Consider the following 25,537-nt stretch of genomic DNA (forward strand, 5'->3'; position numbering starts at 1 on the left):
CCGACTTCTAGATCGACGCCATGACCGCCCTGGCCCCCACGACCGATCTTTCGCCGCCGCGCATCGCCGCCGGCACCGCGCGGTTTCGGCGCATGTCGCTGGCCCTGTTCCTGGGCGGCTTCTCGACCTTCAGCCTGCTCTACTGCGTGCAGCCCCTGCTGCCGACCTTCGCCCGTGATTTCGGCCTGACCCCGGCCCAGAGCTCGCTGGCCCTGTCGCTGACCACCGCCGCCCTGGCCGTGGCGATCCTGTTGGCGGGGGCGGCGTCGCAGAGCCTGGGGCGCAAGGGGCTGATGTTCGCCTCGATGAGTCTGGCGGCCCTGCTGAACCTCGCCGCCGCCTTCGCGCCGAACTGGCCGATGCTGCTGCTGGCGCGGGCGGCCGAGGGCTTCCTGCTGGGCGGGGTGCCGGCCGTGGCCATGGCCTATGTCGGCGAGGAGATGGAGCCGCGCGACCTGGGCGCGGCCATGGGTCTGTACGTCGCCGGCACGGCTTTCGGCGGCATGGCCGGACGGGTCGGCATGGGCCTGCTGGTCGAGGTCGGTTCGTGGCGCTCGGCCATGGCGACGATCGGGGCGCTGGACTTGCTGGCCGCCGCCGCCTTCTTCCTGCTGCTGCCGCGCTCGCGCCACTTCCAGCCGACCCCGGCTCGCGACCGCGCCGCCCAGGCCGCCGCCTGGGGCCAGGCCTTGGCCGACCGGCGCCTGCTGGCCCTGTTCGCCGTGGGCTTCTGCCTGACCGGCGTCTTCGTGACGATCTTCAACTACGCCGGCTTCCGCCTGGAGGACCCGCCCTATGGCCTCAGCCAGGGCCAGACCAGCCTGATCTTCCTGGTCTACGCCTTCGGGGTGGTAGCCTCGTCGACGGCGGGCAAGCTGGCCGACCGCTGGGGGCGTCGCACCCTGCTGGCCATCGGCCTGGCCATCATGCTGGCGGGCGTGGCCCTGACCCTGCCGGCCGGTCTGCCGTGGATCGTGGCGGGCGTGGCCTTGGTCACCATCGGCTTCTTCATCGCCCACGCGGTGGCCAGCGGCTGGGTCGGCGCGCTGGCCGGCAAGGCCAAAGGCCAGGCGGCGGCGTTGTACCTGCTGTTCTACTATGTCGGCTCCAGCCTGGCCGGCTCGGCCGGCGGCGGCTTCTGGCGCGTGGGCGGCTGGCCGGCGGTGGCGGCCTTCACCGTCGTGCTGGCCGTGATCGCCGGCGTCCTGGCCCTGCGTTTGAAGGAGACCCGCCATGGCTGATCTCGCCCCGCTCGTTCTCCTGCCCGGCCTGCTGTGCGACGCCCGTCTGTGGCGCGAGCAGGCGCTGGCCCTGCACGACGTCGCCGATATCCAGATCGCCGACCTGACCCTCGACGACAGCGTTTCGGCCATGGCCGCTCGCGTGCTGGCCGCCGCGCCCGAGCGCTTCGCCCTCGGCGGCCTCTCGATGGGCGGCTATGTCGCCTTCGAGATCCTGCGCCAGGCGCCGGAGCGGGTGACGCGCCTGGCCTTGTTCTCGACCAGCGCCGCGCCCGACAGCCCCCAGCGCGCCGAGCAGCGCCGCCGGGCCATGGCGGCCCTGTCGGTCGGGCGGTTCCTGGGCGTCACCCAGCAGATGATGCCGCAACTGCTGCCCCCGTCGCGGCTGAACGATCCCCTGGCCGGCGAGGTCAAGGCCATGGCCAGCCGGGTCGGCGGCGAGGCCTTCCTGCGCCAGCAGCAGGCGATCCTGGGCCGGCCGGACTCGCGTCCCGGTCTTGCCGACATCCGCGTGCCGACCCTGGTGGCGGTGGGCGATCTCGACCGCCTGACGCCCCCGGCCGAGGCCCAGGCGATCCACGAGGGCGTCGCCGGCTCGACCCTGCACGTCTTCGCCGACTGCGGCCACCTGCCGGCCATGGAGCGGCCGGACGAGACCACGGCCCTGCTGCGCGCCTGGCTGACGGAGGCCTGAGGATGATCGCCGTCGACCGCCTGGACCACTTCGTGCTGGTCGTCGCCTCGATCGAGGCCAGCGCCGCCTTCTACGAGCGGGTGCTGGGCGCCGAGCGGGTGGTGACGCCCGGCAAGCCGACGGCGGTTCGCTTCGGCCGCTGGAAGATCAACCTGCACACCGCCGACGCCCCGTTCACCCCCAAGGCCGCGGCCCCCGTTGCCGGCGCGGCGGACTTCTGCCTGATCACCGAGCAGCCGATCGAGGCGGTGATCGCGCATCTGGCCGCCTGCGCCGCGCCGGTGGAACTGGGACCGGTCGAACGCAACGGCGCGCTGGGGCCGATGGCCTCGGTCTATTTCCGCGATCCGGACGGCAACCTGATCGAGGTCAGCCGCTATCACGACGTGGCCGCCCGCTAGGCGTTCAGGTAACTGGATTACGCTTGTAGATTTAAAGGCCGCTTCGTAAGCTCCTCCGAAACGGGAGGAGGCGTGATGCGACAGTCTTGGTTGATCGGCCTGGCGGCGGCCTTGGCGCTGGGCGCGGCGCCGGCGGCGCGGGCCTGCTCCCCGGCCTACGGCTATGTCCGGCCCAGCAATTTCGAGCTCGTGCAGGTCGCCGACGCCATCGTCGTCGCCACGCCGGTGTCCGCGCCGCCGTTGGCGCCGGAGGCCTCGCCCTGGGACGCTCCGATGCGTCTGCGGGTGAGCGAGACCCTGAAGGGCGATCTGGCGGGCGAGATCGAGGTTCGGGGACTGCTGATGGGGCGCACCGTGCGCAGCGACCCCGACGACGTCACCTTCTCGCACCCGGAAGGCCACAACGGTCCCTGCAACCGCATGACCCTGGCCAAGGGCGGCAGCTACCTGCTGCTGCTCGGGCATCGGGGCGAGCGCCTGGGCGTGCTGCCCTTCGCGTTCTCGCGTGTGAACGAGGACTATGCTGGACCGGACAGTCCGTGGTCGCGGATGGTGCGGACCTATCTCGACATCCAGCGCGATCCCGACACCATGGCCCGGCTCGCACGGCTGGAGGCGCTGAAGGCGCAGCTCGACGCCAAGCCGGGCAAGACGCCCTACGAGACGGCGCTGGCCCGCGACATCGGCGGCCACCTGGGCTCGATCTCGCCGTGGAAGCCGACGCCGTTCCTGCTGGCCGCCTATGACGACCTCAAGGCCGGCCGACCGCCGCGTTACGCGCCGCGCGATGCGGCCTTCGACGCCGAACAGTCTGAGGCAGCGGCTTTCACCGACCTGATCATGGCCGAGTTGACCGGCGGCTGGCCGCCGGTCAAGCCTGCGCGCGACCCGCGTGAAACCGCCATACTGGAAGCGCTGATCGAGGAGGGGCACGCCGACGCCGCGCCGGTCTTCGAGCCGTTTCTGCGCGACGACGCCTCGCTCGCCGACCTCGACATCGGCCTGCGCTTCCTGGCCGTCAACGGCCAGTACAGACGGGCCTACGACCTGATCGAGGCGCGCGTTCCCGCCCGGCTGGCGGCGGCCGCCTCGGCCGACGAGGCCAAGGCCCTGCTGGCCATGGTGGCGCGGGTGCAGGAGGACCCCTACGGTTCCGAGCCGCCGCGCTGGCGTTCGGATCCGTCGGTCGCCTCCCGCTGGCCGCGCTTCTCCCTGGCGCTGGCGAACGAGGCCAAGGCCCGGTTCGACGTCGAAGCCGATTTCGCCCAAGGACCCAAGGCCTTGCTGACCGCCGACTATCGCGCCGATCCGGCCCTGACCCTGATGCTGTCGGGCCACTACAACGAGATCACCGATTGGGCCAACGCCGAGCTGATCCGGCCCGAGGTGCTGGCCTCGCCGGCCGTCGGCGGGCCCGGCGATCCCCTGACGCTGCCGCTGGACGTCGCCCTGCGCTGGTACGGCGTCGGTCGAGACGAGGCGGATGAAGCGGCGGCGACGCGGGTGTTCTGCGCCGGTCCAGGCCCGCGCGCGGCGATGATCCGGGCCTGGGGGCGGTCTGGCGGCTCCTTCAGCATCGGCCTGGCCAAGCGGATGGCGGTCTCGCCCGCGCTCGACGCCGGCGATCGGACCCTGCTGGCGCAAGCCGCCGAGGCGTGGAAGCGCCGCGAGGCCAAGGAGGCGATCGGCGACCTGCCCGACGATCCAGTGCTGAGCAAGCTGCTGAAGGCCGAGGTTCCGAGCGCCAAAGAGGTCAAGCCGCTGAAGCCGATCCGCTGCCCGGCGGCCTAGGGCGTTTCGACATTCAGCCGTTCGCGACCTTCAAATCCGTGTCTACCCGCGAAGGCGGGGATCCAAGCTGGATTTCAGGATGAGGCGCGGCCGTGGATCGATTCCGACCTCGGCTTGGATCCCCGCCTTCGCGGGGATGCTCGGTGAAAAATGAGCTCAGGCCGGTAAATGTCGATCCGCCCTAGGTCGACATCAGCCCCGTACCGACAGCGTCATCCGCACCAGGGCGGCCAGGTTGTCGGCGTGCATCTTGCTCATCAGCTTGGCGCGGTAGATCTCGACCGTGCGCGGGCTGATGCCCAGGTCGCGGGCGATGATCTTGTTGGGCTGGCCGGCCACCACGCCGTCGAGCACCTGGCGCTCGCGCTCCGAGAGGGTCTCGATGCGGGCCAGCACCTGGGCCTGGTCGTCGCTGACCGCCGGCTGGGCGGGGGCGGCGCTGGCCAGGGCGCGCTCAAGCGCCGCCAGGATGCGGGCTTCCGAGAACGGTTTTTCGATGAAGTCGACCACGCCGTCGCGCATGGCCTCGACGGCCATGGGGATGTCGCCGTGGCCGGTGATCATCACCACCGGCAGGGCCGAGGCCTCGGTGCGCAGGCGCTTGACCAGTTCCTGGCCCGACATGCCGGGCATACGCACGTCGGTGATCACGCAGCCGGGCTCGGCCTGGGGCAGGGCGGCCAGGAAGGCCTGGGCGTCGGGATAGGTGCGCACCCGGAAATCGGCCGTCTCCAGCAGGAAGGCCAGGGAGTCGCGGGCGTCGGCGTCGTCGTCGACCACGTGCACAACGGCGTCGCTCATCGGGTGGTCTCCTGGTCGGTCTCTTCGGCGGTGGTGTCGGTCGCACGGGCGGGGGCGGGCGGCAGAGTGAAGCGGAACACCGTGCCGCCGCCCGGATTGGCGTCAGCCCAGATGCGGCCGCCGTGGGCCTCGATGATCGAGCGCGAGATCGACAGCCCCACCCCCATGCCTTCGGCCTTGGTGGTCATGAACGGCTCGAACAGCCGCGCGCGGAACGCGTCGTCGACGCCCGAGCCGGTGTCGGCCACGGCGACCTCGACGACCCCGTCGTCCTGCCGGCGGCTGGTCACCGAAAGGCGGCGGACCGGCCGGCCGTCCATGGCCTCGACGGCGTTGCGGATCAGGTTGACCAGCACCTGCTGGATCTGCACCCGGTCGGCGAAGACGGCGTCGCAGGCCGGATCCAGGGCGATGCTGACCTCGGCCTGGCCCTCGCGCACGCCGATCAGGGCCAGGGCGCGGGCGTCGTCGACCAGTTCCGACAGGCTCTCGACGTCGCGCTCGGTGGCCCCGCGGCGGACGAACTCGCGCATGCGGTGGATGACGTCGCCGGCCCGCAGCGCCTGGTCCGAGGCGCGGTCGATGGCGTCGCGCACCTTGGCCTGGTCCTCGGGGCGGCCGCGGTCCATCAGCCGGCGCGAGCCGGTCAGCAGGTTGGCGATGGCCGACAGCGGCTGGTTCAGTTCGTGGGCCAGTGTGGTGGCCATCTCGCCCATGGCCGTCAGCCGCGAGACGTGGACCAGCTCGCCCTGCAGCTCCTGCAGCCGGCTCTCGGTGGCGTGGCGCTCGGTCAGGTCGCGGATGAAGCCGGTATAGGCGCGGGTGGGACCCTTGGTCTCGCCGACCGCCAGCTCCATCGGAAAGGTCGTGCCGTCGCGGCGCAGGCCGGTGACGATGCGGCCGATGCCGATCACCCGCTTGTCGCCGGTGCGCTCATAGCGCTCGAGATAGGCGTCGTGGGCGGTCTGGTGCGGCTCGGGCATCAGCATGCTGACGTTCCTGCCGATCACCTCCGGGGCGTTCCAGCCGAACAGTCGCTCGGCCGCCGGGCTGAACGAGGTCATGATCCCGCGCGGATCGATCACCACCACGGCGTCGGGCACGGTGTCGAGCACCGAGCGCAGGTGGTCGGTGATGTCGGCCATCCGCCGACGGGCTGCGTGGAACCAGCCGCCGCCGATCGACATGCCCACGCCGATCATCAGGAACACCAGGCTGGAGACCGCCGTGGCCTGGTCGGGCTGGGGCGAGAAGGTCAGGAACCAGACCATGGCCGAGGCCAGGATGGTGGCCACCAGGCCGGGGATCAGGCCGCCGAGCGCGGCGCTGATCAGCACCGAGGGCACGAACAGCAGGAAGGTCGCCGGGGCGGCGTAGCGGCTGGGCAGGGCGAAATAGAGCAGTGCGCAGCCGGCCACCAGGCCGGCGGCGGCCATGAAGACGCCGAGGCGAAGCTCGCTGTACAGCGGCGCGGGCGGGCGCTGGGGCGCGGCCATGATCGTCTAGAGCGTCGCCGTCGTGGTCATGGGCGCGCTTATAGCCGGTCCGGCGGCCGGGGACACCGTCTCTGGCGAGACGCTCCGTTCACAGAGCGCCAGCGGCGCTTGGCGATGGCTGACCAGCACCAGGCCCTGCCCCGTGGCGCGCAGGCGGGCGTCGAGGCGCGCGACGACGCGGGCCTCGGTCGCCGCGTCCAGGCCCTCGGTCGGCTCGTCCAGCAGCAGCCAGGGCGCGTCGCGCAGCAGGGCGCGGGCCAGCGACAGGCGACGGCGCTCGCCGCCCGACAGCCGCTCGCCGGCCTCGCCCAGCCAGGTGTCGAGCCCTTGCGGCAAGGCGCGGACACGGTCGGCCAGGGCGGCGTCGTCGAGCGCGGCCCACAGCGTCTCGTCGTCGGCCTTGGGCGCGGCGAGCTTGAGGTTCTCGCGCACCGTGCCGGCCAGCAGGGCGGCGTCCTGCGGGGCGTAGGCGAAGGCTTGGCGCAGTTCGACGGGCGACAGGGTCGCGCCGTCCACGCCATCGAGCGCGAAGGCGCCAGCGGGGGCGTCGCGCAGGCCCAGCAACTGCTCCATACGGGTAGTCTTGCCGCAGCCGGTGGGGCCGACGATCGCCAGCCGCGCGCCGGACGCGAGGTCCTGGCCCAGCAGGCGCAGGGCGGGACGGCCGACGGCGACTGGCGTTGCGGTCACGGACGTGTGCCGCAGGATGGCGTCCAGCCGCTCGCCGGCGGCCTCGGCGGCGCCGTCCTGCTCGAAGGCCCGCGCGATGGGGCCGACGGCCTCGATGGCCATCACCGCGGCCAGGGCCGCCAGCGCCGCCAGCGGGGCGCCGGCCGGCGCGGCCAGGGCCAGGACGGCGGCGACGGCGAGGCCCGTGAGCGCGCCTTCCGACAGGGCCAGCACGCCCTGCGCCCGCACGGCGCGCACCTTCAGGGCGTCGAGCCTGCCGCCGAGCTGCGCGATGCGGTCGAGGGCGGGACCTTGCGCGCCATAGACCTTCAGCTCGGGCGCTGCGGCGGCGAAGGCGGCCAGGGCCTCCTTCAGTTTGCCCGCCGCCGCCTGGATCGCCGCGCCGGCCGGGGCGCTGAGCCTGCGGGTCAGCAGGCGGGCGAGGATCAGGTGCAGGGCGACGGCCAGGGCGATGGCGACGGCGGGCCCGACCCCGGCGATCGCCGACAGCGCCACCGCCAGCCCGACCCCGGCGGCCGCGCCCCAGGGGGCGGACAGGCGCACGAAGCGGGTCTCGACGGCGTCGACGTCCTGCACCAGGCGGGCGGCGGCCTCGCCGCGCGAGACGGCCAGGGCCTCGCGCGGCGGGGCGGCGGCGAGGGCGGCGAACAGGCGCGGGCGGATGGCGGCCAGGGCGTCCAGCGCCGCGGCGTGGCCTTGCAGCCGCTCGCCGTAGCGGGCGCCGGTGCGCAGGATCGCCAGCAAGCGGATCATGGCGCTGGGCAGCAGCACGTTGAACGCCTGCGCGGTCGCAAGGCCCGCGACGCCGGCCAGGGCCGCGCCGGTGATGAACCAGCCCGAGAGACCGAGCAAGGTGGTCGAGGCCGCGCCGACCACGGCGGCGCAGGCGGCGGCCAGGATCAAGGGTTTAGCCTGGCGGCGGCGCTGCTCGGCGACGAGCCTGGAAAGGGCGCTGGCGGTCTTCACAGGCGCACCACCTGGTCGGCGACGGCGGCCAGGGCCTCCGAATGGGTGGCGATCAGGGTCGTGCGGCCGGCGGCGGCCTCTCTGATCGCGGCGATCATCGCGGCCTCAGCGGCGGCGTCGAGATCGGCGGTGGGCTCGTCCAGCAGCAGGATCGGGGCGGGCTTCAGCAGGGCGCGGGCGATCCCTAAGCGCCGGCGCTCGCCGCCCGACAACCCGCCGCCGCGCTCGTCGAGCGGCGCATCCAGGCCGCCCCGGCGGTCGAGCAGGTCGGACAGGCCGGCGCGGCGAGCGGCGGCTTCGAGCTCGTCGCGGGAGGCGCCCGGGCGGGCAAGCGCCAGGTTGTCAGCCAGCGAGCCGGCCAGCAGCAGCGGCGACTGCCCGGCCCAGGCCAGGTCGGCGGCGAAGGATCCGGCGGCCGACAGCTTCGCGTCGCCGACCCGCACCTCGCCGGCGGTGAGCGGGGCGAGACCCGTCAGCAGGTTCAGCACGGTGGTCTTGCCACAGCCGCTGGGGCCGAGCAGGGCGGTGATCGTCCCACCGGCGGCGATCAGGTCGAGGCCTTCGAACACCGCCGCCTCGCCGCCGGCATAGGTCACGCCGACGCCCTGGAAGCGGATGTTCGGCGCCTTCGTCAGGGCCAGCGGAGCGGCGGCGGGGGCGGACTTGGGCAGGCGGGCCAGGGTCAGGGCGGCGGCCTCGGCGGCCTGGCGGTCGTGATAGGCGGCGGCCAGCCTGCGCATCGGGGCGTAGACCTCCGGCGCCAGGGCCAGGGCGAAGAAGGCCCGCTTGAGGTCCAGCGCCTCGGGAACCGGGAAGGGCAGCAGCCGCAGCAGGTTGAAGCCGCAATAGACCGCCACCAGCGCCACCGACAGGGCGGCGAAGAACTCCAGCGCCGCCGACGAGAAGAACGCCACCCGCAGCACCGCCTGGGTGCGCTTGGAAAGGTTCAGCGCCGCGCCGGCCAGGCCGGTCGTCACCCGCCCCTCGGCCTGGAAGGCCAGCACCACGGGCAGGGTCCGCACCCGGTCGAGGAACAGACTGGACAGCCGCTCCAGGGCCAGGAACTGCCGGCGCGAGGCGTCGGCGGCGGCCATGCCGGCCAGGGCCATGGCGGCGATGAAGGGCAGCAGGGTGAAGAGCTGGATGCCGGCGCAGACCGGGCTGGCGACGGCGGTCAGGGCGATCAGCAGCAGCGGCGCGATCGCCGAGGCGCTGCGGGCGGGCGCGAAACGCGAGACATAGCCGTCCAGCGCCTCGACGCCTTCCATCACGGCGGTGACGGCGGCCCCGCCGCGCGGCGCGCCGGGCGCCAGCAGCGAAGCGGCGGCTTCGCGCCGGGCGTGGGCCTTGGCCTGGGCGGCGGCCTGCGCGCCCGCCTTGCCGGCCTGCGCCGCCATCGCCCCGCGCGCCAGGGCCGAGCCGAGGGCCAGCGCCAGGAAGGGCAGGGCTTCCGAAAGGCTGCGCGTCAGGGCGTCGATGCCGAAGGCCAGGCCCGCGGCGAAACCCGCCGCCCCGGCCACGTCGGCCAGCCGCCACAGCACCGCCGATCGCCCCGCGTTTGCGGTCATCTTGTTCAAGCCGCGCAGCCACGGGCGCGCGAGCGTGAGGATCTCGGTCTCGACGGGGGAGCGGGCGGTCATGAGCGGGGTCTAGCGCTCCATCGGAGAGCGGCCTTGATCGGGATCAAAGACCCCTTCCGCCGACACGCCTAAGGCGAGATGCTCGTCCGGCGCGACCGATCGCCGTTCGACCCCGGAGCTACCCATGGATCCCGCCGTCGTCGATTTATCCCGCCTGCAGTTCGCCCTCACGGCCCTGTACCACTTCCTTTTCGTGCCCCTGACATTGGGGCTGTCCTTCATGCTGTTCATCATGGAGGCGGTCTACGTCATGACCAAGCGCCCGATCTGGCGCACGGTCACCAAGTTCTGGGGCACGCTGTTCGGCATCAACTTCGTCCTTGGGGTCGCCACCGGCGTCACCATGGAATTCCAGTTCGGCATGAACTGGGCCTACTACTCGCACTATGTGGGCGACATCTTCGGCGCCCCGCTGGCCATCGAGGGCCTGATGGCCTTCTTCCTCGAAGCCACCTTCGTGGGGCTGATGTTCTTCGGCTGGGACAAGCTGAAGCCGGTGACCCACCTGCTCGTCACCTTCCTGGTGGCGCTGGGCACCAACCTGTCGGCCCTGTGGATCCTGATCGCCAACGGCTGGATGCAGAACCCGGTCGGCGCGGCCTTCAATCCCGATACGATGCGGATGGAGGTGACCGACTTCAAGGCCGTGATCTTCAACCCGGTGGCCCAGGCCAAGTTCGTGCACACCGTCAGCGCCGGCTACACCATCGCCGCCGTCTTCGTGCTCGGCGTCTCGGCCTTCTACCTGCTGAAGGGCCGCTGGACGGGCGTGGCCAAGCGGTCGATGACCGTCGCCGCCGCCTTCGGCCTGGCGTCCGCCCTGTCGGTCGTCGTGCTCGGCGACGAGAGCGGCTACGCCCTCACCGACAACCAGAAAATGAAGCTCGCGGCCCTCGAGGCCATGTGGGAGACCGAGCCCGCCCCGGCCGGCCTGACCGCCTTCGGCATCCCCAGCCTCGCCGACCGCAAGACCCACGCCGAGGTCAAGATCCCCTACGTGCTGGGCCTGATCGCCACGCGCAGCATCGACAAGCCCGTCGAAGGCATCTTCGAACTGGTGGCCTCGGCGCAGGACCGCATAGAGCACGGCGTCGTCGCCTATGACGCGCTGGAGAAGCTGAAGGCCAATCCGAAGGACATCGAGGCTCGCGCCGTCTTCGAGCTGAACCGCCGCGACCTCGGCTACGCCCTGCTGCTCAAGCGCCATGTCGCCGACCCGCGCACGGCCTCCAAGGAGCTGATCGCCAAGACCGCCTGGGACACCGTGCCCAACGTGCCGGTGATGTTCTGGGCCTTCCGCATCATGGCCGGCACGGGCCTGCTGATGATCGCCCTCTTCGCCACCGCCTTCGTGCTGGTCACCCTGCGCAAGCATCACACCAAGTGGTTCCTGCGCCTGGCGGTGCTGGCCATCCCGCTGCCCTGGATCGCCACGGAGCTGGGCTGGGTTCTGGCCGAGGTCGGGCGTCAGCCCTGGGCCGTGGACGGGGTGCTGCCCACCTTCCTGTCGCCCTCCAGCCTCAGCGTGCCGCAGCTGCTGGCCAGCATCGTCGGCTTCACCCTGCTCTACGGCGCCCTGGCGGTGGTCGAGGTCGGGCTGATCCTGAAGACCATCAAGAAGGGTCCGTTCGCCGAACAGGAAGCCTTCCCCACAGACTCCGGCGCGCCCGTCGCCGAAGCCGTCGCCTAAAGGAGACCAGATCATGGAACTCCCCCTCGACTATCCGACCCTCCGCCTGATCTGGTGGGGCCTGCTGGGCGTGCTGCTGATCGCCTTCGCCCTGACCGACGGCTTCGACATGGGCGTCGCCGCCCTGCTGCCCTTCGTCGGCCGCAACGACGACGAGCGGCGCACGGTGATCAACACCATCGGCGCCACCTGGGAAGGCAACCAGGTGTGGTTCATCACCGGCGGGGCGGCGATCTTCGCCGCCTGGCCGATGGTCTACGGCGCCACCTTCTCGGGCTTCTACCTGGCCATGTTCCTGGTGCTGTCGGCGATGATCCTGCGACCCGTCGGCTTCAAGTACCGGTCCAAACGGCCGGAGGCCAAGTGGCGCTCGTTCTGGGACTGGTCGCTGTTCATCGGCGGCTTCGTGCCGGCCCTGGTGTTCGGCGTGGCCGTCGGCAACGTGCTGCAAGGCGCGCCGATCAAGCTCGATAGCGACCTGCGCAGCACCTATCACGGCTCGTTCTTCGAACTCTTCACGCCCTTCACCCTGGTCTGCGGCCTGCTGTCGACCAGCATGCTGGTGCTGCACGGCGCGGCCTGGCTGTCGGTGAAGGCCGAGCGGGGGCCGATCGTCGACCGCGCCCGAAAGTTCGGCCTGGTCGCGGGCGTCGCCAGCATCGTGCTGTTCGCCGTCGGCGGTATGCTGGCCAGCAAGCTCGGCTTCCGCGTCGAGGGCGTGGTTGATCCGGCCGGGCCCTCCAACCCGCTGCGCGCCACGGCCGTGGCGGCCCCGGGCGCCTGGTTCGACAACTACGTCCGCTATCCGTGGATGGTCATCGCCCCGGTGCTGGGCTTCGTCGGCGCGGCCTTCGCGACCTTCGGCCTGCTGAAGCGCCAGGAAGGCCTGGCCTTCGGCGGATCCTCGGCCTCGGCCGCCGGCATCATCGCCACCAGCGGCCTGTCGATGTTCCCGTTCATCCTGCCGAGCACCGTCGACGCCCATTCCAGCTTCCTGGTCTGGAACGCCTCGTCCAGCCACTCGACCCTGTTCACCATGCTGATCGTGGTGGTGGTGCTGCTGCCGGTGGTGCTGGCCTACACCGCCTTCGTCTATCGGGTGCTCTGGGGCCGCACGAGCAGCGCCGCCCTGAAGACCGACCCGGCCCTGTACTGAGGAGATCGACCTATGTGGTACTTCACCTGGATCCTCGGCCTCGGCCTGGCCCTGGCCTTCGGCGTCCTCAACGGCGTCTGGTACGAGTTCAACCTCACCGACGAGGGCGACACGGGGCTTTCGGAGCCCTGAGCCTCTATCTCCTCCCCCGCGTGCGGGGGAGGGGGACCGCGAAGCGGTGGAGGGGGCGGCGGCGCGCACCGCGCTCTGTCACTCGCCCCCTCCGTCACGGCGCTGATAGCGCCGCGCCACCTCCCCCGTTTCACGGGGGAGGAGTAATTTCAGGCCTCGGCCAGCGTCGGCTCCGCCGCGTCGAGGCGCACGCCCGACCAGCGCTCGACCGCCCCGATCAGCTCCATGGCCGAGATCGGCTTGCCGATGTGACCGTTCATCCCCGCCGCCGCCGTGGCCCCGACATGTTCGGGCAGGACGTCGGCGCTGAGCGCGATGATCGGCGTCTGGCGGTTGGCCGAGATCGGTCCGCGGATCGCCCGGGCGGCTGCGAAGCCGTCCATACCGGGCATCTGCAGGTCCATCAGGATCAGGTCGAACGGCCGGTCCGACGCCATCAGCACGGCCTCGGCGCCGCTGGCCGCCTCGATCACCTCGTGGCCGATCGCCTGCAGCATGGCCCGCACCAGCTCGCGGTTGGCGTCCACGTCGTCGACCACCAGCACCTGGGCGGCCGGACCCTCCACCGAAGCCGTCCGCGCCGGCGCGGCGCTCGCGGCCAGGTCGGCCGGCGTGGCGCGAACGTGGAAGCGGAACACCGAGCCGCCGCCGTCGGCGGGGACCATCTCGATGTCGCCGCCCATCAGCTCGACCAGGCCCTTGCAGATCGACAGGCCAAGGCCCGTGCCGCCGTGCCGGCGGCTGATCGAGCCGTCCACCTGCGAGAAGCGTTGGAACAGGCGCTCGCGCTTGTCGGCCGGCACGCCGCAGCCGGTGTCGGACACCGCCACGTGCAGCAGGCCGTCGCGGAAGGCGGCGCTGATCCGCACCTCGCCGGCCTCGGTGAACTTCACCGCGTTGCCCAGCAGGTTGACGGCGATCTGGCTCAGGCGGCCGGCGTCGGCGCTGAGCACGGCCGGCGCGTCGGGATCGATCTCGACGACCAGCGCCAGGCCCTTGGCCCTGGCCTGCTCGGCGAACATCGCCGCCAGGTCGTCGAGGAACGGCTCCAGGGCGAAAGGGGCGGGCGAGAGGGCGACGTGGCCGGCCTCCAGCTTGGAGAAGTCGAGGATGTCGTTGACCACGGCCAGCAGGGCCTGGCCGGCGGTGTCGACCCGCCGGACATAGGCGTCGGCCGTCGGCGGCAGGTCGTCCAGTTCGCCCAGCAGGGCGGTGAAGCCGTTGATGGCCGTCAGCGGCGTGCGGATCTCGTGGCTCATATTGGCCAGGAACTCGGCCTTGGCCTCGGCGGCGGCCTCGGCCTGCAGCTTGGCGTCCAGCAGGGCGGCTTCGCGGACGTGGGCCTCGGTGACGTCCATCACCGCGCCGAACAGGGTCTCGACCTGGCCGTCGGGGCCAAGCTCGGCCGCGCCGTGGCAGACCACGTGGCGCAGCGCGCCGTCGGTGCGGGTCAGCCGCAGGCTCGTCTCGAACGGCTCGCCGGTGATGGCGGCCGAGCGGAACTGGGTCTCCAGGGCGTCGCGCTCGGACAGGTCGAAGAAGGTCAGCTGCTCGGTCAGGCCCGGGGCGACGGGCGCCGGCGGCAGGCCGAAGATCCGGAAGACGCCTTCCGACCAGGTGATGGCGCCGCTGGCGATGTCGGCGCGCCAGTGGCCGACCCCGGCCATGGCCTCGGCCATCAGGGCGATGCGGTGGGCTTCGCGAATGGTGCGGGCGTCGGCCTGGGCGCGGCTTGAGGCGTCGGCAAGCTCGGCGCGGGCGCGGGCCAGGTCGACCTGCACGGTGCGCAGGGCGCGGAACACGACGTAGGAGGTGGCCAGCACCGTGGCCAGCCGCCAGGGCTGGTCGGCGCGGATCAGGAAGATGGCGGCCACGGTCTGCACCAGCAGCATCGCCGCCACCATCGGCGACATGTTGATCGCCAGGCGCCGGGGGCGGGCGTAGTCGCGGACCACGATCTCGAACATCACCACCCCGAACAGGGTGACGCCGAAGGTCTGGGCCGCGCCGGTCTCGAAGAAGGTGAGGTAGAAGGCCGCCGCGGCGTAGCCGGCGCTCTGCAGCCAGGAAAACAGGGTCCGGCCCGGCGGCAGGTTCCGGTGTTCGGCGATCGCCAGGCCGGCCATCACCGCCAGCCAGGCCAGGGGCGGGATCCAGGGCGAATAGGGCAGGGTGGCGACGCAGACGGCCAGGCAGAAGGCCAGCCGCGCGGCCAGGCCGTTCACCCGCGAGGGCGAGGCCAGCAGCGTGTCGCACAGCGCCGCCAGGCGACGGCGTCGCCTCGCCCGGTCGTCGTGGTCCTTCGGATTGACCGTGCTCATTCGGGTTCCCGACGCTCGCTATGTCGGGAACCCTACAGGCCAAGCTTTGAAGGAAGGGTTGAGCATCCGCTTACCGCTTCCTCAGCGTGTCTAGGCGCGCTTGATCGCCTTCACCGCCTTGGCGTGGTCGCGGATGAGCGCGACCGTCGAGGCGTCGGCGTCGAAGATGCCGAACAGGCCCTGCTCCTCCTGCGGCGGATCGCCGACATAGGAGCGGTCGCCCTTCTTGAACCAGGCGTCGGGGTGCTGGGCGCGGCCTTCGCCGTTCCAGGCCCAGAAGTTGACGCCGGCGATCGGGCCGCCGGCCTTGATGTCGGCTTCGACCTCGCTGAACACCATCTTGTAGAAGCGGTCGCGGAAGGTGACCGGCGAGCCGGGCGCGAAGGCGCGCTCGTCGCGGATCAGGCCGAACTCCTCGATGGTCAGCGGCTTGCCCATCCGCTTGGCCAGCGCGATGTGGCGGCGGATGTAGTCGCGCGACTTGGCCTCGCCGGCCTCGTAGGTCGAGGGCTGGTCGGTCATCGAGATCCAGCCCCAGTTGTTGGGCCAGACGTGCAGGGTCAGGTAGTCGATGGCCGGGGTCTTGTGGCTCTCGGCCACGCAGGCCTCGCTGCCCAGGCACCCCATGTCGCCCTCGCTGCCGCTGGAGACCAGATGGTTGGCGTCCAGGCTCTTGATGAAGCGGGCCGTGCCGTCGATCCAGGCGTCGTAGGCGGGGCGGTTGACCTTGCCGAACGCCTCGCTGCCGGCCGGGCGCGGCTCGTTGGCCAGCTGCCAGGCCATGATCGTCGGGTCGTCGCGATAGGGCTTGCCGGTGACGGTGCTGGTGCGGCCGACCAGGGCCTTCACATAGTGGCGGAAGAGGGTGTTGGCCTTGCCGTCGGCATAGAAGCGGGCCGAATAGTCGGCGAACTGCGGCCAGGGGTGGGCCGGGTCGCCCTGCTGGAACCAGGTCCCGTTGCCGGTCCAGTTCAGATAGGCCGGCATGCCGCCCGACCAGTCCCAGAAGTTGTTGACGTAGATGACGGCCTTCATGCCGCGCTTGCCCATCTCGGCCAGCAGCACGTCCAGGCCCTTCAGCAGGTCCTGGTCGTAGTCCTCGCCGGGGCCGCGGAAGGTCGGATCCAGCGCCACCTTGGCCGGCGAGCGCTCGCCCGCGCCCAGGACACGCAGGTTGGTGACGCCCAGCGATTGCAGCTTGTCGAGTTCGCGGGTCAGGCGCGCGCGGTCGCCGAAGGCGGCCGGAGCCCCCAGCCAGGCGCCGTACCAGAGATTGGCCCCGACGAAGCGATAGGGCTTGCCGCCCAGCGAAAGGCGGCCCTTTTCGACCTTCACAAAGCCCGGGCGCGCCGCGGCCAGGGTCGGAACGGCGGCCGAACCGGCCGTCAGGCTCGCCGCGCCGGCGGCCAGGATCGCGCGTCGCGAAAGCATTCCCGGTGTCTCCCCACTTTTGATTTGCCGGGACGTTAGCGGAGGCCCTCGGGGCCGGTCCAGCGATTAAACAAATTTGATGAAGTTAATCGGCGCATCCTAGTCGGCGTGCTTGTGGGGCGCCTTGGCGGCGTGGGCCACGGTCCAGTCGACGATGGCGGCGATGGCCGTGGGGGCGAGGGTCTCCTCGATCTCGAGATATTCGGACGGCGCGCCGGTGGTCGCCGTCTGGAAGAGGTGGTTGAGTCCCGGCAGCACCAGCGTCGTGGCGTCCTTGTTGTCCGCCAGGGCGGCCTTGATCGCCGGCAGGTTCTGGGCGGCCGAGACCTGGGTGTCCTTGTCGCCGTTGATGGCCAGGACGGGCGCGCGGACCTGGCGCAGGTAGACGGCGGGATCCAGGGTGAGGAAGGTCTTGAACCAGGGCGAGGCGAACCGGCCGAACGCGGCCTCGACGGCTTCCGGCGGCATGCCTTTTTCGCCCAGCACCGCGATCAGTCGGGGCTTGATCCTGGCCGGGTCGGGCTCGGCGATGACGGTGTCGGACGCCGTCTGGATCAGCTGGGCCTGCTGCTCGGCGGCGGCCGGCGGGGCGCCGCTGGCCACGGCGATGTCGTGGCTCTGGGTGCGCATCACCTGGGCGCCCGGCACGCCGGTGCCGGCCATCAGCACGACGAAGGCGATCCGGGGGTCTTTGGCGGCCACGATCGGCGCGATCAGCCCGCCCTCGCTGTGGCCGATCAGGCCCACCCGGTCGGGATCGATGTCCTTGCGCTCGCGCAGGAAGGCCACGCCCGCCGCCACGTCGGTGGCGAAGTCCAGGCTCGTTACAGTCTTGATGTCGCCGGCCTGAGAGCCGCCGACCCCGCGGTCGTCGACCCGCAGCACCGCCACGCCCTTGCGGGTCAAGGCGTCGGCCAGCACCAGGAACGGCTTGTGCTCGAACAGGGTCTCGTCGCGGTCCTGCGGCCCCGAGCCGGTGATCAGCACGGCGACCGGAAAGGGACCCTGGCCCGGCGGCAGGGTCAGGGTCCCGGCCAGCTTCAGGCCCGAGGCTGGATTGACGTAGGACACCTCATCGGCGCGGTAGGGGTAGGGCGGCTTGGGCGTCTGCGGCCGCCTGACCGGCGCGACCGCCGGCGGGGTGCGGCCCATGCTCAGGGGCAGGCTGGCGCCGCCCTGCAGCCAGTTCCCGGCCAGGCTCTTGCCGTCGGCCGACAACTGGCCCTCGAAGGCCGCGGCCGGCATGGTCAGCACCAGCCGGGCCTTGCCGTCGGCGAAGCTGGCCGTCGCCTTCAGCCCGAGCGCGCTCTGGGCCGGGCTGTCGACGCTGGCCGAGCCGTCGGAGCGGACATGGAACACCAGCGGCAGCTTGGTCGGCCCCACCGCCAGCGTGCCGTACCAGTCGCCGACGATCGGCTCGACCTGGGCGCTGGCGACCGCGGGCGCGACCAGCAGGGCGGCGGCGAGGGCCGCGGATCGCAGGAAACGCATGGCTGGAAGGTCTCCGGAAAACTCTCCCGAAGATTGTGCATGCAGGCGTCGCGCCGTCTAGCGTTGCTCCAGCCCGTGCCAGATTCGGGTGATGGTCACATGCTGGCCTTTGACGCGATAGCGAACGATGTAGGCGCTGCGGCCGAAGGGGATGTTGATCTCGCGGGTGGTCGGGCCGACGGCACGGCCGCGAAGAGGGCTTTCCTCTAGGCTTGTCGCGGCTTGGGCGATTTGCGCGCTCAGTCTGTCGGCTGCGCGCGGACTTTGTTCTCTTAGCCTGGCGTCCAGGCGGGCGGCGTCCCGGCTCGCTCGAAGCGTGACCGCGACCGTGTAGGTCAACGACGGCCGAGAAGTTGGGCGCGGAATTCTTCCAGCGAGATGGTGGGCTCCTCGCCGGCTTCGACGGCGTCGGCGATGGCCTCGTCGATGGCCGGATCGGGATCGATCGTCCGGGGCGGCAGGTCGTCCAGCCCGGCTTCGATCAGTTCGAGCGCGTACTCGGCCGGCGAAACGCCCAGCCGCTCGGCGACCGCCGTCAACCGGGCGGCTTGCTCTTCGTCGATGTGGATGTCGAAGCCGTCGGCCATGGGCGAAGGGTCTCGCCCATGGCCGGGGTCGTCAAGGTCAGAGATTGAGCAGCGTCGGATCCCCGCCCTGGGCGGTGATGTTGACGCTGAGCGCGCGCTCGACGGCGAAGCGCAGCAGGGCGTGGGGACCGCCGGCCTTGGGGCCGGTGCCCGACAGGCCCTCGCCGCCGAACGGCTGCACGCCGACGACCGCGCCGGTCATGCTGCGGTTCACATAGGCGTTGCCGGCCGGGACCAGGCGCACCACCTCGTCGGCGAAGGCCTGGATGCGCGAGTGCACGCCCAGCGTCAGGCCGTAGCGGCGGGCCGCCAGGGCGCCGGCCACCTGCTCCAGGTCTTCGGGCTTGTAGCGCACCACGTGCAGGATCGGGCCGAACACCTCGCGCTCGAGGAAGTCGGCGGCCGGGATCTCGGCCAGCACCGGGGCGAAGAACGTGCCGCTGGTCGGCGCTTCCAGGGCGTGCAGGACCTTGGCTTCGCGCTTGAGGCGGACCAGGTGCTTTTCGAGCGCCTCCTTGGCCTCGGCGTCGATCACCGGGCCGACGTCGGTGGTCGCATCGGCCGGATCGGCCACGACCAGGGCGTCCATGGCGCCCTTCAGCCCCTCGATGATGTGGTCGGCGGTGTCGGTGGGCAGGAACAGCAGGCGCAGGGCCGAGCAGCGCTGGCCGGCCGAACCGAAGGCGCTGACGATGACGTCGTCGATCACCTGCTCGCGTTGGGCCGTCGTGTCGACGAACATGCCGTTGAGGCCGCCGGTCTCGGCGATGAACGGCACGATCGGACCTTGCCGTTGCGCGAGCGTCTGGTTGATCCGCCAGGCCGTGTCGGTGCCGCCGGTGAAGGCCACGCCGTCGAGGCCCTCGTGCGCGGTCAGGGCCGCGCCGACGGTCTCGCCGCGCCCCGGCAGCAGCGCCAGCAGGCGCGGGTCCAGGCCTGCGGCGTGATAGAGCTTCACGGCCTCGTAGGCGATGACCGGGGTCTGCTCGGCCGGCTTGGCCAGCACGGCGTTGCCGGCGGCCAGGGCGGCGGCGATCTGGCCGGTGAAGATGGCCAGCGGGAAGTTCCACGGGCTGATGCAGACGAAGACGCCGCGACCCGCGAGAGCCAGGGTGTTGGTCTCGCCGACCGGACCCTTCAGCACCTCGGGCTCGCCGAACTGCTTCTCGGCCAGCACGGCGTAGTAGCGGCAGAAGTCCACGGCTTCGCGCACTTCCGCAATGCCGTCGGCCAGGGTCTTGCCGGCCTCGCGCGACAGGATGGCGATAAGGCGCTCGATATTGGCTTCCAGGGCGTCGCCCATGGCGCGCAGCACCTTGGCGCGAGCAAAGCCGCCGGCGCGGTCCCACTCGCCCTGGGCGGCGCGGGCCAGCTTGAAGGCCTTGTCGATCTGCGGGATCTGGGCTTCCGACACCGCGCCGACCACGCGGCAGGCGTCGACCGGCGAGACCACCGGCAGCGGCGGGCCGCCGGCTTCCAGCTTGCCGCCGATCAGCGGACCCGATTGCAGCGGGGCGGCGTCGACGGCGGTGACGGCGGCGGCCAGGCGGTCGCGGTCGGCCTTCACCGACAGGTCCAGGCCCGTGCTGTTCTTGCGGCCTTCGCCATAGACCTCGATCGGGGTCGGGATCTTGGCGTGGCGGTCGGGGTGGGCTTCGACCGTGGTGATCGGGTCGACCACCACCTTCTCGACCGGCACCCGCTCGTCGAGCAGGGCGTGCACGAAGCTGGTGTTGGCGCCGTTCTCCAGCAGGCGGCGCACCAGATAGGGCAGCAGGTCCTCGTGCCCGCCGACGGGGGCGTAGGCGCGCAGGACGATGCCGTCATAGAGGTCGTCTGCGGCCTTATACAGAGCCTCGCCCATGCCGTGCAGGCGCTGGTGCTCGATCTTCACGCCGGCGTTCTTGGCCATGCGCACCACGGCCGCCAGGGTGTGGGCGTTGTGGGTGGCGAACTGGGCGTAGAGGTGCGGCGCGGCCTCGATCAGGGCCTTGGCGTTGACCAGGTACGAAAGGTCTGTGGCGGGCTTGGTGGTGTAGACCGGATAGTCCGGGCGGCCGGCGACCTGGGCGCGCTTGATCTCGCTGTCCCAGTAGGCGCCTTTCACGAGGCGCACCATCAGGCGGCGGCCGGTTTCCTGCGACAGGGCCGACAGGCGGGCGATCACCTCGCCGCAGCGCTTCTGATAGGCCTGCACGGCCAAACCGAGGCCCTTCCACTCGCCCAGGGCCGGCTCGCGGCACAGCTTGTCGAGCAGCTTCAGCGACAGGGCCAGGCGGTCGGCCTCTTCGGCGTCGATGGTGAAGTTGATGTCGTACTTCGCCGCGATCAAGGCCAGGCGCAGGGTGCGGGGATAGAGCTCTTCCCAGACGCGGTCTTCGTGCGTGGCTTCGTAGCGGGGGCACAGGGCCGACAGCTTCACCGAGACGCCGTGGCCCTTTTCCGGGCCGGCCTTGTTCGACAGCTTGCCGACCGTCTCGATGGCGGCGGCGTAGGACTTTTCGTAGCGTTCGGCGTCGGCGGCGGTGCGGGCGCCTTCGCCCAGCATGTCGAACGAGCACATGGTGTCTTCACCGGCGGCGCGCTTGATGGCCGCCTCGATGGTGCGGCCCAGCACGAACTGCTCGCCCATGATGCGGATGGCCTGGCCGACGGCGGCGCGGATCACCGGCTCGCCAACGCGGCCCGCCAGCTTCTTGATGAAGCCCGGCAGGTCCTTCTTGGCCTCGTCGTCGGGCTCGACGATCTTGCCGGTCAGCATCAGGCCCCAGGTCGAGGCGTTGACGAACAGGCTGTCGCTGCCGCCCAGGTGGCTGGCCCAGTCGGCCGAGCCGATCTTCTCGGCGATCAGCTTGTCGCGGGTGTCGTCGTCGGGGGTGCGCAGCAGGGCCTCGGCCAGGCACATCAGGGCCAGGCCCTCGCGGGTGCCCAGGCTGAACTCCTGCAGGAAGCTTTCGACCACCCCCTGCTTGCGGACGCTGCGGCGGGCGCCGCGCACCAGGGCCTCGGCCTCGGCGCGCACGGCGGCGCGGTCTTCGCTCGACAGGGCCTTGGCGGCCAGCAGGTCGGCGATCACCGCCTTCTCGTCACGGTACTTGCCGTCGTCCAGGGAGTCCCAACCAGTCATGACGCTTCCTCAGAGATGATTTATCGTCGCTGTAACCTGGGTCTGATCGAAGGTGCTTCGTTTGTTGGTTCTGGCTTCCGTATCCTGTTCGGCGTAAACGACGAAAAACGTCTTCCGCTCCAAAGGGCCGAAAACCTCCGCGACAGGGCGTCGCGACCGGCGTGGACGCGGGTCGGCGAACGCAGGTTAGGAGGGGTCTGGGAAAGAGGGAAGGGGAGCACTGGAAGGGACGCGTCTCGGGGGGACTCGCGCGTCCCTTCCGCTCGTCGCCGGCGCTGGGGGATGCGCGGCGATGGTTTCCCGCCGAGCGGGAGGTCCAATGCGAAGCGCGCCGACTGGGGGAAGCGGCGAGGGGAAGCTTCGCTAGGACGATTGAGGGTGTAAGCCTCTTCGTTCCGAAGGTGCTTTGTTTGTTATCGGTATTTTCAAAACAATCTTCGCTGAAAGTGACGAAATTCCATGTCCGCTCTAGATGACACCGATCGCCGACTGTTGCGCGTGCTGCAGGCCGACGGCCGGATCACCAACGCCGAGCTGGCCAAGCGCTGCAACCTGTCGCCGGCCGCCACCTTCGACCGGGTGCGTCGCCTGCGCGAGCGCGGCTTCATCACCGGCTACGCCGCCCTGCTCGATCCGGCCAAGGTCGACCGGGCGCTGCTGATCTTCGTCGAGGTGGTGCTGGACCGCACGACCGGCGAGGTGTTCGAGGACTTCGCCGCCGCCGTGCGCCGCGCCCCCGAGGTGCTGGAGTGCCACATGGTGGCCGGCGGCTTCGACTATCTGATCAAGGCCCGGGTGCGCGACATGGACGCCTATCGCAGCTTCCTGGGCGACATCCTGGTCAAGATGCCGGGCGTGCGCGAGACCCGCACCTATGCGGTGCTGGAAGAGGTCAAGAGCACGGTTCAGCTGCCGCTCTGAGCAGGTCGAGATTGGCGCTGTTGGCGGCCAGGGCCTCGCGCAGGTCCGGCCGGTCGGGCAGGCGGGCCTCGACGGCGCCGTTGGCCGCGCGGACCACGAAGCCGCCGGCTTCCAGTTTCAAGAGGTGGCGGCGGGTGGTCTCGATCGGCATCCGCAGCGAGCGGGCGACGGCGGTCAGCCGCACGGGGCCGCCCTCATCGCCCGCCAGCCGCAGCACGGCCAGGAACACCAGCCCGCGCAGGACGTCGCCGTCGAACACCGACCATAAGAGACCCGCGCTGCTCAGCAGATAGTCGGCCCCCGCCTCGAGATCGCGGCGCGCGTGCGCCGTCTGATTGGACATCGCGTCCCCCCTTTGGAGGAGACGACGTCCCACGGCGCGGCCGCCGCTACTTTGATCGCGATCAAGGCGCAACCAGCGTTCTTCAGGCATCCGGAGGCGATGTCACCGAGTTCAGCAGAATCGCCGCGATGAGCGCGCCCACCGAAGACGCGCCGTCCTTCTCCGGCGAGGACATCGTCCGCCTGTTCGCCGCCACCTACCTGCCGCTGTGCCGGACGCTTCAGGAGGCCGGGGCGCTGGACCCCAAGGCCCTGTCGCGCGACATCGCCGCGCGGATCGGACCCGACCACGACGAGCCCTGGGCCATGCTGGCCGCGGCTTTGTGCAAGGTGCTGGACGGGGAGGGGCGGTAGCCGCTCTTCCAGTGTTGTCATCCCGGCCGCAGCGAAGCGGAGCGCCGGGACCTCCCACCGCTCAGATCCCGCCGACGTGGGAGGTCCCGGCTCTACGGACCGCTACGCGCTCCTCCGGCCGGGATGACAGGTTTCTTTGAAGCTACCCCCGCCCGCCCGGGATCAGCCGCAGGGCGGGCTTCGGTCGCGCATCCGCAGCAACCCGCGCCCGGCGCAGCACGATCTGCAACGCCTCGACCGTCGCCGCGCTGGGGCTGTCCTCGCCCGGCCGTACATAGAGCGACATGACGTCGGCGAGTCGCGCCCGGTCGATCACGCCCGAGGCCTCCAGGCGTTCGCACAGCGGCAGGTAGGTGGCGGCGAACAGCTTGATGAGGTCCGCGCCGGTGAACCGCACCGCCTCGTCCGAAGTCTGCCCCCCCGCCATCGCCGCGCCCCCCTAAGCGGCCCGAAGGTCGGCGTCGTCGTCGCGGGTGCGGAAGAGGCCGATGCGCTGGGCCAGTTCGGCGGCCTCGGCCTTCAGGGCGTGGGCGGCGGCGGTGGTCTGCTGCACCATGGCCGCGTTCTGCTGCACCACCCGGTCCATCGCCCCCATGGTGGTGTTCACCTCGCCCAGGTTCTGGGCCTGGTCGTTGGCCGAGCGGGCGATGGCGTCGATCTGCAGGTCGATCTCGGCTACCCGGGCCACGATCCGGCGCAGGGCCTCGCGGGTCTTGCCGACGCGTTCGACGCCGGCGCTGACCTGGCGGCTGGAGACGTCGATCAGGGCCTTGATCTCGCGCGCCGCGTCGGCCGAGCGCTGGGCCAGGGCCCGCACCTCCTGCGCCACCACGGCGAAGCCCTTGCCGGCCTCGCCCGCCCGCGCGGCTTCCACACCGGCGTTCAGGGCCAGAAGGTTGGTCTGGAAGGCGATCTCGTCGATCACCGAGATGATCTGGCCGATCTGGCCCGACGAGGTCTCGATCCGGGTCATGGCGTCGACGGCCTCGGTGACCACCGGGTCGGACAGCTCGGCCTCCTCGCGGGCGCGGGCGGCGGCGGCGTTGGCCTGGCGGGCGTTCTGCGCGGTCTCGTTGACCGTGGTGGTGATCTGGCCCAGCGCCGTGGTGGTCTGCACCAGGCTGGCGGCCTGGTCCTCGGTGCGGTTGGCCAGTTCGTCGGAGGCGCGGCTCATCTCGGCCACCCCGTCGCTCATGCTGGCGGCGTTGCCCGAGATCTCGCCCAGGGCGGCGCGCAGCTTGGCGAGCGCGTCGTTGAAGTCCTGGCGCAGGGGCTCGTACTGGGCGGCGAAGCGGGTATCGAGCCGCCAGGTCAGGTCGCCTGCGGCCACCTGGCGCAGGGCGCGGGCCAGGGCTTCGACGACTTGCGTCTGCTCGGCCTCCATCACCTGCTTGAGCTTGGCGCGTTCGGCGTTGGCGCGGTCGCGCTCGGCGCGTTCGGCCTGGGCGGCGGCGTTGGCCTCGTCGGCGGCGCGGGCGGCGGTCTCGACCGCCTCGGTGCGGGCCGTGACGGTGACGAACAGGCGCGAGACCCCGGCCGTCAGCCAGATCAGCGACCAGGCGGTGGCGGCGGTCATGCCCACCCGCAGCACGATCGCCAGCAGGCTCTCGTCGGCGGCCAGGCGGTGCGGGGCGAGCAGCGGGGCCAGGACGTCGAGGCCGACGAAGGCGGTCGCCGCCAGGGCCACGATCCGCCAGTCGCCATAGGCCACCAGCAGCGCCAGCGCCGCCAGGAAGGCCATGCGGGCGACGTCCTGCTGGGCGCTTCCCTGGAAGGCCAGCACGAACAGCGTCACCTGCCCGACCAGGGCCAGGGCCGCGCAGGTCCGCTGCAGCAGGGTGTCGCGCCACAGGCCGAAGGCGGCCAGGGCCAGCACCGCCAGTACGGCGGCGCAGGCGAAGGGCGCCAGGGTCGCCGTCCCGGCGACGAAGCCCGCGGCCGGCACGACCGCCGCCATGGCCGCCACGCAGGCGACGACCAGCTGGCCGCCGACCCGACGCTGCGATTGGATGCTGTCAAACTCGATCAAACGCACGCCCGCCTCCGATATTCTGACCGCAAAGTCGATCATCGGCGTTAATCGACAGTAATCGAGTCATGTAAATCTGGCGTTTCGCAGATACGTACCAATACGTATCCCGCTTTTGAGGTCGCATATTCTCAAAATGAGAAAGCAACGATGCCGAGTTATTTTGCTGAAAGCGGCGTCGTTTCTTCTGGGCGGCAGGCGTGAAAAAGCCGCCCGGGCCAAGGCCTGGGCGGCTC

Annotated in this window: 22 protein-coding genes; 9 read left to right on the plus strand and 13 right to left on the minus strand. The window is 71.2% G+C overall.

Translation table 11 applies throughout. From position 1 onward, the window contains the following. The first annotated feature begins 20 nt into the window (after nt 1-20). The 4 genes from AC07NG_RS17120 (at nt 21) to AC07NG_RS17135 (ending at nt 4,127) form a co-directional block, all read left to right on the plus strand. Nucleotides 21-1,241 carry an MFS transporter gene (locus tag AC07NG_RS17120; RefSeq protein WP_494595276.1) on the plus strand — a complete coding sequence of 407 codons (1,221 nt, stop codon included), beginning with the start codon at nt 21-23 and terminating at the stop codon, nt 1,239-1,241. Next, complete coding sequence (locus AC07NG_RS17125) at nt 1,234-1,935, plus strand: alpha/beta fold hydrolase (RefSeq protein ID WP_494595278.1); 702 nt, start codon at nt 1,234-1,236, stop codon at nt 1,933-1,935. The genes AC07NG_RS17120 and AC07NG_RS17125 overlap by 8 nt, the downstream gene beginning before the upstream one ends. A gap of 2 nt (nt 1,936-1,937) precedes the next feature. Continuing rightward, nucleotides 1,938-2,336 (plus strand): VOC family protein, encoded by a 399-nt coding sequence (locus AC07NG_RS17130; RefSeq protein ID WP_494595280.1) that lies wholly within the window; start codon nt 1,938-1,940, stop codon nt 2,334-2,336. Nucleotides 2,337-2,411: 75 nt separating this feature from the next. Then, on the plus strand, nt 2,412-4,127 hold the full coding sequence (locus tag AC07NG_RS17135; RefSeq protein WP_494595281.1) for a hypothetical protein: 1,716 nt from the start codon (nt 2,412-2,414) through the stop codon (nt 4,125-4,127). A gap of 192 nt (nt 4,128-4,319) precedes the next feature. On the opposite strand, the gene fixJ is transcribed toward AC07NG_RS17135, so the two are convergent. The 4 genes from fixJ to cydD are packed head-to-tail and all read right to left on the minus strand — an operon-like array spanning nt 4,320 to nt 9,720. Next, a complete protein-coding gene (gene fixJ, locus AC07NG_RS17140; protein ID WP_494595283.1) occupies nt 4,320-4,928 on the minus strand; it encodes a response regulator FixJ in 609 nt (202 codons plus the stop codon). Continuing rightward, nucleotides 4,925-6,424 (minus strand): PAS domain S-box protein, encoded by a 1,500-nt coding sequence (locus AC07NG_RS17145; RefSeq protein WP_494595285.1) that lies wholly within the window; start codon nt 6,422-6,424, stop codon nt 4,925-4,927. Before AC07NG_RS17145 ends, fixJ begins: the two co-directional genes overlap by 4 nt. Nucleotides 6,425-6,430: 6 nt before the next feature. Further along, entirely contained in the window at nt 6,431-8,080 is a 1,650-nt protein-coding gene (locus AC07NG_RS17150) for an ATP-binding cassette domain-containing protein (RefSeq protein WP_494595286.1), read from the minus strand. Next, nucleotides 8,077-9,720 (minus strand): thiol reductant ABC exporter subunit CydD, encoded by a 1,644-nt coding sequence (gene cydD / locus AC07NG_RS17155; protein ID WP_494595287.1) that lies wholly within the window; start codon nt 9,718-9,720, stop codon nt 8,077-8,079. The genes AC07NG_RS17150 and cydD overlap by 4 nt, the downstream gene beginning before the upstream one ends. A 124-nt stretch (nt 9,721-9,844) precedes the next feature. On the opposite strand from cydD, the gene AC07NG_RS17160 reads away from it, so the two are divergent. From AC07NG_RS17160 to cydX, 3 genes are read left to right on the plus strand one after another with little or no spacing between them, the layout of a single operon-like run. After that, nucleotides 9,845-11,410: a cytochrome ubiquinol oxidase subunit I gene (locus AC07NG_RS17160; RefSeq protein WP_494595289.1), complete on the plus strand. Its 1,566-nt coding sequence runs from the start codon at nt 9,845-9,847 to the stop codon at nt 11,408-11,410. Nucleotides 11,411-11,423: 13 nt separating this feature from the next. Beyond that, on the plus strand, nt 11,424-12,566 hold the full coding sequence (cydB, locus tag AC07NG_RS17165; protein WP_494595291.1) for a cytochrome d ubiquinol oxidase subunit II: 1,143 nt from the start codon (nt 11,424-11,426) through the stop codon (nt 12,564-12,566). A gap of 12 nt (nt 12,567-12,578) precedes the next feature. Then, nucleotides 12,579-12,698 carry a cytochrome bd-I oxidase subunit CydX gene (cydX, locus tag AC07NG_RS17170; protein WP_110119140.1) on the plus strand — a complete coding sequence of 40 codons (120 nt, stop codon included), beginning with the start codon at nt 12,579-12,581 and terminating at the stop codon, nt 12,696-12,698. 149 nt (nt 12,699-12,847) lie between these two features. Here cydX and AC07NG_RS17175 read toward each other — a convergent pair whose 3' ends face one another. The 6 genes from AC07NG_RS17175 to putA all read right to left on the minus strand — a co-directional run bounded on the left by AC07NG_RS17175 (nt 12,848) and on the right by putA (nt 21,655). Further along, nucleotides 12,848-15,019, minus strand: coding sequence for a hybrid sensor histidine kinase/response regulator (locus AC07NG_RS17175; RefSeq protein ID WP_494595292.1), 2,172 nt, complete (start codon nt 15,017-15,019; stop codon nt 12,848-12,850). Nucleotides 15,020-15,109: 90 nt separating this feature from the next. Next, complete coding sequence (locus AC07NG_RS17180) at nt 15,110-16,450, minus strand: glycoside hydrolase 5 family protein (protein ID WP_494595293.1); 1,341 nt, start codon at nt 16,448-16,450, stop codon at nt 15,110-15,112. A 99-nt stretch (nt 16,451-16,549) separates the two neighbouring features. Then, nucleotides 16,550-17,941, minus strand: a complete 1,392-nt coding sequence (locus AC07NG_RS17185; RefSeq protein ID WP_494595294.1) for an alpha/beta hydrolase family protein — start codon at nt 17,939-17,941, stop codon at nt 16,550-16,552. Between the two features lie 57 nt (nt 17,942-17,998). Then, complete coding sequence (locus tag AC07NG_RS17190) at nt 17,999-18,280, minus strand: type II toxin-antitoxin system RelE/ParE family toxin (RefSeq protein ID WP_492853637.1); 282 nt, start codon at nt 18,278-18,280, stop codon at nt 17,999-18,001. Beyond that, nucleotides 18,277-18,528: an antitoxin gene (locus AC07NG_RS17195; protein WP_492853636.1), complete on the minus strand. Its 252-nt coding sequence runs from the start codon at nt 18,526-18,528 to the stop codon at nt 18,277-18,279. Before AC07NG_RS17195 ends, AC07NG_RS17190 begins: the two co-directional genes overlap by 4 nt. Nucleotides 18,529-18,565: 37 nt before the next feature. After that, the gene (gene putA / locus AC07NG_RS17200) at nt 18,566-21,655 is read right to left on the minus strand and encodes a bifunctional proline dehydrogenase/L-glutamate gamma-semialdehyde dehydrogenase PutA (RefSeq protein ID WP_494595295.1); all 3,090 of its coding nucleotides are present in this window, start codon (nt 21,653-21,655) and stop codon (nt 18,566-18,568) included. A 459-nt stretch (nt 21,656-22,114) separates the two neighbouring features. Here putA and AC07NG_RS17205 point away from each other — a divergent pair, with 459 nt between their 5' ends. Continuing rightward, entirely contained in the window at nt 22,115-22,576 is a 462-nt protein-coding gene (locus AC07NG_RS17205; protein WP_110119836.1) for an Lrp/AsnC ligand binding domain-containing protein, read from the plus strand. Here AC07NG_RS17205 and AC07NG_RS17210 read toward each other — a convergent pair. Next, the gene (locus AC07NG_RS17210; protein WP_494595296.1) at nt 22,548-22,919 is read right to left on the minus strand and encodes a helix-turn-helix domain-containing protein; all 372 of its coding nucleotides are present in this window, start codon (nt 22,917-22,919) and stop codon (nt 22,548-22,550) included. The genes AC07NG_RS17205 and AC07NG_RS17210 overlap by 29 nt on opposite strands. 128 nt (nt 22,920-23,047) lie before the next feature. On the opposite strand from AC07NG_RS17210, the gene AC07NG_RS17215 reads away from it, so the two are divergent. Further along, entirely contained in the window at nt 23,048-23,272 is a 225-nt protein-coding gene (locus tag AC07NG_RS17215) for a hypothetical protein (protein ID WP_494595297.1), read from the plus strand. A 142-nt stretch (nt 23,273-23,414) separates the two neighbouring features. Here the strand turns inward: AC07NG_RS17215 and AC07NG_RS17220 are convergent, their stop codons facing one another. Continuing rightward, nucleotides 23,415-23,699 (minus strand): hypothetical protein, encoded by a 285-nt coding sequence (locus tag AC07NG_RS17220; RefSeq protein ID WP_494595298.1) that lies wholly within the window; start codon nt 23,697-23,699, stop codon nt 23,415-23,417. Nucleotides 23,700-23,711: 12 nt separating this feature from the next. Then, nucleotides 23,712-25,301 (minus strand): methyl-accepting chemotaxis protein, encoded by a 1,590-nt coding sequence (locus AC07NG_RS17225; RefSeq protein WP_494595349.1) that lies wholly within the window; start codon nt 25,299-25,301, stop codon nt 23,712-23,714. Between the last annotated feature and the right edge of the window lie 236 nt (nt 25,302-25,537).

It is taken from the genome of Caulobacter sp. GW821-FHT10C03 (assembly GCF_059415485.1).

What these genes read in the sequence shown, in the direction of transcription:
- AC07NG_RS17130 (WP_494595280.1), top strand. Translation starts at nt 1,938, where the DNA reads ATGATCGCCGTCGACCGCCTGGACCACTTCGTGCTGGTCGTCGCCTCG.
- AC07NG_RS17195 (WP_492853636.1), bottom strand. Translation starts at nt 18,528, where the DNA reads ATGGCCGACGGCTTCGACATCCACATCGACGAAGAGCAAGCCGCCCGG.
- cydB (WP_494595291.1), top strand. Translation starts at nt 11,424, where the DNA reads ATGGAACTCCCCCTCGACTATCCGACCCTCCGCCTGATCTGGTGGGGC.
- AC07NG_RS17180 (WP_494595293.1), bottom strand. Translation starts at nt 16,450, where the DNA reads ATGCTTTCGCGACGCGCGATCCTGGCCGCCGGCGCGGCGAGCCTGACG.
- AC07NG_RS17205 (WP_110119836.1), top strand. Translation starts at nt 22,115, where the DNA reads ATGTCCGCTCTAGATGACACCGATCGCCGACTGTTGCGCGTGCTGCAG.
- AC07NG_RS17160 (WP_494595289.1), top strand. Translation starts at nt 9,845, where the DNA reads ATGGATCCCGCCGTCGTCGATTTATCCCGCCTGCAGTTCGCCCTCACG.
- fixJ (WP_494595283.1), bottom strand. Translation starts at nt 4,928, where the DNA reads ATGAGCGACGCCGTTGTGCACGTGGTCGACGACGACGCCGACGCCCGC.
- AC07NG_RS17185 (WP_494595294.1), bottom strand. Translation starts at nt 17,941, where the DNA reads ATGCGTTTCCTGCGATCCGCGGCCCTCGCCGCCGCCCTGCTGGTCGCG.
- AC07NG_RS17125 (WP_494595278.1), top strand. Translation starts at nt 1,234, where the DNA reads ATGGCTGATCTCGCCCCGCTCGTTCTCCTGCCCGGCCTGCTGTGCGAC.
- AC07NG_RS17145 (WP_494595285.1), bottom strand. Translation starts at nt 6,424, where the DNA reads ATGGCCGCGCCCCAGCGCCCGCCCGCGCCGCTGTACAGCGAGCTTCGC.
- AC07NG_RS17215 (WP_494595297.1), top strand. Translation starts at nt 23,048, where the DNA reads ATGAGCGCGCCCACCGAAGACGCGCCGTCCTTCTCCGGCGAGGACATC.
- AC07NG_RS17210 (WP_494595296.1), bottom strand. Translation starts at nt 22,919, where the DNA reads ATGTCCAATCAGACGGCGCACGCGCGCCGCGATCTCGAGGCGGGGGCC.
- cydD (WP_494595287.1), bottom strand. Translation starts at nt 9,720, where the DNA reads ATGACCGCCCGCTCCCCCGTCGAGACCGAGATCCTCACGCTCGCGCGC.
- cydX (WP_110119140.1), top strand. Translation starts at nt 12,579, where the DNA reads ATGTGGTACTTCACCTGGATCCTCGGCCTCGGCCTGGCCCTGGCCTTC.
- putA (WP_494595295.1), bottom strand. Translation starts at nt 21,655, where the DNA reads ATGACTGGTTGGGACTCCCTGGACGACGGCAAGTACCGTGACGAGAAG.
- AC07NG_RS17120 (WP_494595276.1), top strand. Translation starts at nt 21, where the DNA reads ATGACCGCCCTGGCCCCCACGACCGATCTTTCGCCGCCGCGCATCGCC.
- AC07NG_RS17220 (WP_494595298.1), bottom strand. Translation starts at nt 23,699, where the DNA reads ATGGCGGGGGGGCAGACTTCGGACGAGGCGGTGCGGTTCACCGGCGCG.
- AC07NG_RS17135 (WP_494595281.1), top strand. Translation starts at nt 2,412, where the DNA reads ATGCGACAGTCTTGGTTGATCGGCCTGGCGGCGGCCTTGGCGCTGGGC.
- AC07NG_RS17175 (WP_494595292.1), bottom strand. Translation starts at nt 15,019, where the DNA reads ATGAGCACGGTCAATCCGAAGGACCACGACGACCGGGCGAGGCGACGC.